The sequence below is a fragment of the Halobacterium bonnevillei genome (assembly GCF_009831555.1).
Taxonomy (GTDB): Archaea; Halobacteriota; Halobacteria; order Halobacteriales; family Halobacteriaceae; genus Halobacterium; species Halobacterium bonnevillei.
Genome location: NZ_WUUU01000175.1, coordinates 1 through 5,907, shown reverse-complemented (window position 1 = coordinate 5,907; position 5,907 = coordinate 1). Strand labels below are relative to the sequence as shown.

Sequence of the window (5,907 nt, the reverse complement as noted above, 5' to 3'; positions counted from 1 at the left end):
GCCCGCGTCCAGCGCCGGCGCGAAGAGGCCGCCGCTCCCGACGAGCAGGTCGAAGTCGGCGTCCGCGGTGTACTCGCGGGTGCGCTGGAACGCCGCGAGGTCCCCCGAGGAGTCCTTCATGCCCGCGACGTTCGGGTGGGCGGCCAGCGACTGGACGGTCCGCGGGGACAGCGCGACGCCGGTGTACTTCGGGACGCTGTAGAGGTAGACCGGAATCGGGGCCTCGTCGGCGAGTTCCCGGTAGTACGCGACGATGGCCTCCGTGTCGTGGTCGTAGTAGAACGGCGTGACGACGAGCGCTGCGTCGGCACCCGCTTCGGCCGCGCGCTCCGTCGCCGTCAGCGTCTCCCGGTAGCCCGGACTGCCCGTGCCCGCGAGCACCGACGCGTCCGACGGCGCGGCGTCGACGACGGTCTCCACGACGGCCGCGCGTTCGCTCGCGGTGAGCAGTTCCGACTCGCTGTTCGACCCGCAGGGAACGAGGAAGTCCGCGCCAGCCGCTGTCACCGACGCAGTCAACGCCGCCAGGGCCGCGTGGTCGACACGCCCGTCGTCGTCGAACGGTGTCGCCAGCGGCACGCCGAGTCCGTCCATACATGGCCCGTGGACGGCCCACACCGTAGGCGTTTCCGCTCGAGCGCCGTTCCGTCTGACGAATCTTTATAAGCCCCGAATACAGACCCATCGATTGGACGCGCGTCGACTTCTCCCATCCTCCCCCCGCGCGTCCGGCACTCCCCCCACTCCCGCTTTCCCGCATTTCACGCGAGTAGTAACTCCTTACACCGACGCTCCCGTACCGTCGTGGCGGAACCGTGACCGACGCACTGCTGGTGGGCGGCGTCCTCATCGCGTGTTTCGTCGCGTACAACATCGGCGGCGCGACCACGGGGCCGGCGTTCGGGCCGGCGGTCGGCGCCGGCGCCGTCACGAAGGCGACCGCGGCCGCGCTCATGTCGGTGTGTTTCTCGCGGGCGCGTGGACGCTGGGCCGCCGGGTCGTCGACACGCTCGGCGAAGGCCTCCTCCACGACGGCGGCGTGTTCACGCTCCCCGTCAGCATCACCGTGCTGTTCTTCGTGGGCGCTGCGCTGCTCGTCGGGAACGTCTCCGGCGCGCCGGCGTCGACGTCGATGACGGCGGTCGGCGCCATCGTCGGCCTCGGCCTCGCCGCGAACACCGTGAACTGGGCGGTGGTCGGCGAAATCGCCATCTGGTGGCTGGTCTCGCCAGCGATCGGGTTCTGGGTGTCAGTGATGATCGGCCGGTACTTCTACCCGCGCATCGAGCGGGCGTTCGCAATCGACCAGACCGAGGGGGCGCTGCTGTCCGTCGAGCGGTCGGGTGTGCTCCCGCGGCCGGCCTTCGGCCCGAACACGACGCGACGCGAACTCGTCGGGACGACCGTCGTCGTCGCAATCGGCTGCCTGATGGCGTTCAGTTCCGGGACGAGCAACGTCGCGAACGCCATCGCGCCGCTGGTCGGCAGCGGCGAACTCGGCATGAACGACGGCATCCTCGTGGGGTCGCTGGCCGTCGCCGTCGGCGCGTTCACCATCGCGAGACGCACCATGGAGACGCTCGGCAACGACATCACGGACCTCCCGCTGACGGCCGCAATCGTCGTCGCCGTCGTGAGTTCCGTCATCGTCGTGGCGCTGTCCGCGGCGGGCATCCCCGCGAGTTTCGTCGTCATCGCGACCATGTGCATCGTCGGCCTCGGGTGGGGGCAGGCCACGCGGACGTTCACAATCGCGGACGCCGTCCGCGGCCGAGCGGACCCGCGCGTTTCGGTCGGCGCCCTCACGAGTGATGGGGACGCGCCGACTGTCGGCGACCCCGGGATGGACGACGGCGACGGCGCGTCGAGCGACATCGGCGAGGAGTCCCCGGAGGAACTTCCGGACGCCTCGGAACTGTTCGACCCCGCGACGACCGTTCGCGTCGTCGCGATGCAGAATCTCGTCCCCGTCGTCGCCACCGTCGGGTCGTTCCTGGCGTTCGAACTCTTCTTCTTCGGTTGACGCCGCCGCCTCGAACGCCACGTACGGTCACCCTACACGCGGGAGGGCGCAGGGAATTTGTACGAACGAGCACGTAGGTTGCCGTGATGCCAGCGCTCAGTGGACGGCAGACGCAGTTCTACATCGACATCGTCTACGGCGCGGCGTTCAGTCTCGGGTTCGGCTACCTGCTGGTGTTCGGGATGGACGCCCGCGTCGCGGCGCTCCAGGGCGGCCTCGTCTTCGGGTACTTCCTGCGCGTCTGGGAGAACATGAGCATCTACGAGCAGATTCTCGAGGAGGAGGTGGCCGAGGAGGCCGAGGAAGCGGTCGCCGAGGAGGTCGAGGACCAGGTGTCGGGCGCGGTCGAGAGCGAAGTCGACGAGCGCGTCCCGGGCGAGGTCCACGACCAGGTACAGACGGAAGTCGAGGAACAGGTCCCCAGCGAGGTTCACTCCCAGGTCTCCGAGGAGGTCGAAGAACGGGTTCCCAGCGAAGTCCACGAGCAGGTCTCCGAGGAAGTCGCGGGCCGGGTCGAGCAGCGCGTCGAGCAGCGGGTCGAGACGGAGGTCGAGGAGACCGTCGAGGAGCAGGTGGAGGAGACGGTCGAGGAACGAGTGGGTGAGCAGGTGGAGGAGACGGTCGAAGAGCGGGTGGAGGAACAGGTCGAAGACCAGATCGAGAAGCACGTCGAGGAGACCGTCGAACAGCGCCTCCCGGAGTCAGAGGGCGAGGCGGACGGGGGGTCGAACGCGGTTACTGACCAGACGACGTGAGGAGACAGCGGGACGACGAGGCGTCCCGCGGACGTGAGTCGGCCGTCGTTCGTGCGGGCGGTGCGTCCTCCGGGGAGTGTGGTCTGGCTATCCGGGCCAGCCGTGGGGGACGTCGTCGGTGATGGTGTCCCGCCACGCTTCGAACTCCTCGTCGCAGTCGGGGTTCTGGTCGATGTGGTCGACGAAGCCGCGCCCCGGCGATGGGAGGTCGCCGCCACAGAACGGGCACTGGTACACGTCTGCCCAATTGCTACTCGCTGCCATGCTACCATATGGCACACGAAGCTGGATAAGTACTCTCTACATACTCTCCCCTGGAATATTACGTCCTAGAACGTCCTACAGGCGCGACGGTCGAACTGCAGTCGAGAACGGGACAGTCCACAACCCCACGGTCGAACGGCCCAGCGTGCCCAGCGCGGCGCAACGGCCGACAGTATGCCCCATTTCAGGCCCAGCTAGCCCAGCACGGCTCAGCACGGCGCTACGGACGACCAGATGTGTCCCGCCAGACGACCCTCTATCGTCCGGATGGCTAGGTTTTTGTCGGGTTCCGAACACTGTCTACTCGAGAACGAGCGGCTGAAGCTGTAGCGGGCGAACCACACACGCCGGGGGCCCTGCGAATGACGCAAAACGAGGTAACCGTCGAGACGGAGGAGTCGAGCCCGCTCCGGACGTTCCGGGAGTTCTTCGCGCTCCAGCGGGACGTCCTGGTGTTGTCGCTGGCGATGTTCGCGTTCAGCCTCGCCTTCCAGATGACCAACCGCTTCCTGCCGGAGTACCTGGTGGCGCTCGGCGCCAGCGGTTTCGTCGTCGGACTGTTCGGCACCGTCGGCAACGTCATCTCGGCGGTCTACCCGTACCCCGGCGGCGCCATCTCCGACCGCATCGGCTCGCGGTACTCCCTCACGCTGTTCGGCCTCGTCTCGACGCTCGGATTCGTCGTCTGGCTGGTCGCACCCGCGCTCGGCGCGGTGTCGCTCGCGGGCGTGACGGTTCCCGCGTGGCTCTGGATCTTCGTCGGCCTCCTGCTCGCGCAGGCCTGGAAGTCCTTCGGCCTCGGCGCGACGTTCGCCGTCGTCAAACAGGCGACCGATCCGTCTCGGCTGGCGGCCGGGTTCGCCAGCACCGAGACGTTCCGCCGTACCGCGTTCCTCGTCGGGCCGGTGCTGGCAGCCGTCCTCATCGGCCTCCATTCCGACTTCACCGTGAGCTTCCAGTACGTCCTCGCGGTCGCGGTCGCGTTCGGCGTCGTCGGCACCGTCGCCCAGCACGTCCTCTACGACGCGAGCGAGGACACCATCGGCACCTCGTTCGCGGGCCTCGAACAGGTCCGCGCCGACCTCCGCGAGATGCCGTCGGAACTCCGGCCGCTGCTCGTCGGCGACACCCTCGTCCGGTTCGCCAACGGCATGGTGTACGTGTTCTTCGTGCTCGTCGTCACGCAGTTCTACGAGGCCGGCTTCCAGACCGCGGTCTCGCTGGCCGGTACCACGTACGCGGTCGACCTGTCGCCGGAGGCGTTCTTCGGCTACCTGCTCGGCGTCGAGATGCTGATCGCGCTGCTCGTGATGGCGCCCGCCGCCAAAGCCGCCGAGTACGTCGGCCTCAAACCCGTCGTCGCGGTCGGGTTCGCGGTGTACGCCGTCTTCCCCGTCGTCCTCATCGGCGGCCCCGCGGCCCTCTCCCCCGTCCTCACCACCAGCGGCGCTCTCATCCTCATCTTCGCGTTCTCCGGCCTGCGGTTCGCCGGGCTCCCCTCCCACAAGGCGCTCATCGTCGGCCCCGCCGAACAGGGCGCCGGCGGCCGTGTCACCGGGACCTACTACCTCCTCCGCAACACCATCGTCATCCCGAGCGCCGCGCTCGGCGGCTCCCTCTGGGAGTTCGTTAGCCCCGAGGTCGCGTTCACCATCGCCGCCGCAATCGGCGTCGTCGGCACCGGCTACTTCCTCGCGTTCGGCAAAGAGTTCGAAGCGTACGTGTAGGCGCGCCGCTGTCGACGACTGATCGGGGTCTGTTACAAACGCCGTTCTCGGTTGGAATTGCGGCGATGAAACTCCACGGTCGACCGCTCGCGAGAAGAGCCTAGGCCGGAATTTGAATCCGGGGTCTCGTCCTTACCAAGGACGCGCTTTACCGCTAAGCTACCCAGGCACGCATTCGTTAGAAGGCACGGCGACTTCTTTAGGCGTTTCGATTACCGGTCGCCCGCGGACGTCGGACTGACCCGCTCGTCGGGGGTGGTCGTGCCGACGCGCGCCATCACGTCCTCGACTTCCGCGGGGAGCGTGTCGCGGGCGTCCGGCAGCGGGATGTCGGCGTTGTCCGCGAGGCCGACGACGTACTGCCGGAGCGCCACGGGGGTGTCGCCGCCCGCGGCGGTGCCGCCCGCGATGGCGGCGAGTTCGAAGACGTTGGCCTCCAGTGACCGCGAGGTCGGCGCCCGCCCCTCCTGGCTGTCCGTCTCGTGGCGCCCGAACTCGCGGACGGTCTGGACAGCGTGGCCTGCGGCTTCGGTGCGAGCGAGCAGCCGGAAGCCGCGCGCGACCAGCACGTCCGCCGCCAGGACGTCGAGGTCGTCGTCGGGGTCGTCCTCGTCGGTGTACGCCCACGGTTCGTCGGCGACGAGGTCCCTCGTCGTGCGCAGTCCCTCGTAGATCAACTGGACGCCAGCGGCTCGCCGCGTCACCGCGTCGTCGTCGGCGGACCCGTCCACGACGCGTGCGCTCAACACGGTGAGTACGCCGGGTAGCATCGAGGACGACGCGACGTGCTCGTCGATGACCGCTCGGAGGCCGTCGGGTTCGATGTCCGCGACGGCGTCCCGGGCGGCAGCCCGCGCCTGCTCGGCCTCCTCCATCGACAGTTGGTAGCGGCGGGAACGGCAAAGACCTTTGGAAAGCACCGCTTCCGACCTAGTATGCTTCGGGTGGACGACGACGACCGCCTGCGGGTCGTTACGCTGGACCGACCGGACGCTCGGAACGCGCTCACGCCCGCTGCGCTCGACGACCTCCGGGACGCGGTACGGGACGCGGCCCAGCCGGTGGTGTACGTGCACGGCGCCGGCGACGCGTTCTGCGCCGGCGCGGACCTCGAAACCGTCCGGGACCTGGACGGCCC

The 5,907-nt window shown here is 68.7% G+C and carries 6 protein-coding genes, 1 tRNA gene and 1 pseudogene; 4 read left to right on the top strand and 4 right to left on the bottom strand.

The genetic code is table 11. From position 1 onward, the window contains the following. The coding region (locus tag GRX66_RS15585; RefSeq protein WP_159527362.1) for a dihydrodipicolinate synthase family protein at positions 1–594 on the bottom strand (594 nt) is incomplete at its 3' end. A gap of 221 nt (positions 595–815) precedes the next feature. Between GRX66_RS15585 and GRX66_RS15580 the strand changes: the two are divergent. Together GRX66_RS15580 and GRX66_RS15575 are read left to right on the top strand one after the other, a co-directional pair. Then, positions 816–2,023, top strand: a pseudogene (locus GRX66_RS15580) (anion permease). An 86-nt stretch (positions 2,024–2,109) separates the two neighbouring features. After that, a complete protein-coding gene (locus GRX66_RS15575; protein WP_201293059.1) occupies positions 2,110–2,778 on the top strand; it encodes a hypothetical protein in 669 nt (222 codons plus the stop codon). Positions 2,779–2,865: 87 nt separating this feature from the next. Here GRX66_RS15575 and GRX66_RS19620 read toward each other — a convergent pair whose 3' ends face one another. Continuing rightward, on the bottom strand, positions 2,866–3,042 hold the full coding sequence (locus GRX66_RS19620; RefSeq protein WP_201293058.1) for a DUF7501 family protein: 177 nt from the start codon (positions 3,040–3,042) through the stop codon (positions 2,866–2,868). Between the two features lie 362 nt (positions 3,043–3,404). Between GRX66_RS19620 and GRX66_RS15570 the strand changes: the two genes are divergently transcribed. Beyond that, positions 3,405–4,769, top strand: coding sequence for an MFS transporter (locus GRX66_RS15570; RefSeq protein WP_159527361.1), 1,365 nt, complete (start codon positions 3,405–3,407; stop codon positions 4,767–4,769). 97 nt (positions 4,770–4,866) lie between these two features. Here the strand turns inward: GRX66_RS15570 and GRX66_RS15565 are convergent. Then, a tRNA-Thr gene (locus tag GRX66_RS15565) sits at positions 4,867–4,938 on the bottom strand. Between the two features lie 43 nt (positions 4,939–4,981). Continuing rightward, the gene (locus GRX66_RS15560; protein ID WP_159527360.1) at positions 4,982–5,644 is read right to left on the bottom strand and encodes a DUF7114 family protein; all 663 of its coding nucleotides are present in this window, start codon (positions 5,642–5,644) and stop codon (positions 4,982–4,984) included. A gap of 60 nt (positions 5,645–5,704) precedes the next feature. Here GRX66_RS15560 and GRX66_RS15555 point away from each other — a divergent pair. Continuing rightward, the coding region (locus GRX66_RS15555; RefSeq protein ID WP_201293057.1) for an enoyl-CoA hydratase/isomerase family protein at positions 5,705–5,907 on the top strand (203 nt) is incomplete at its 3' end.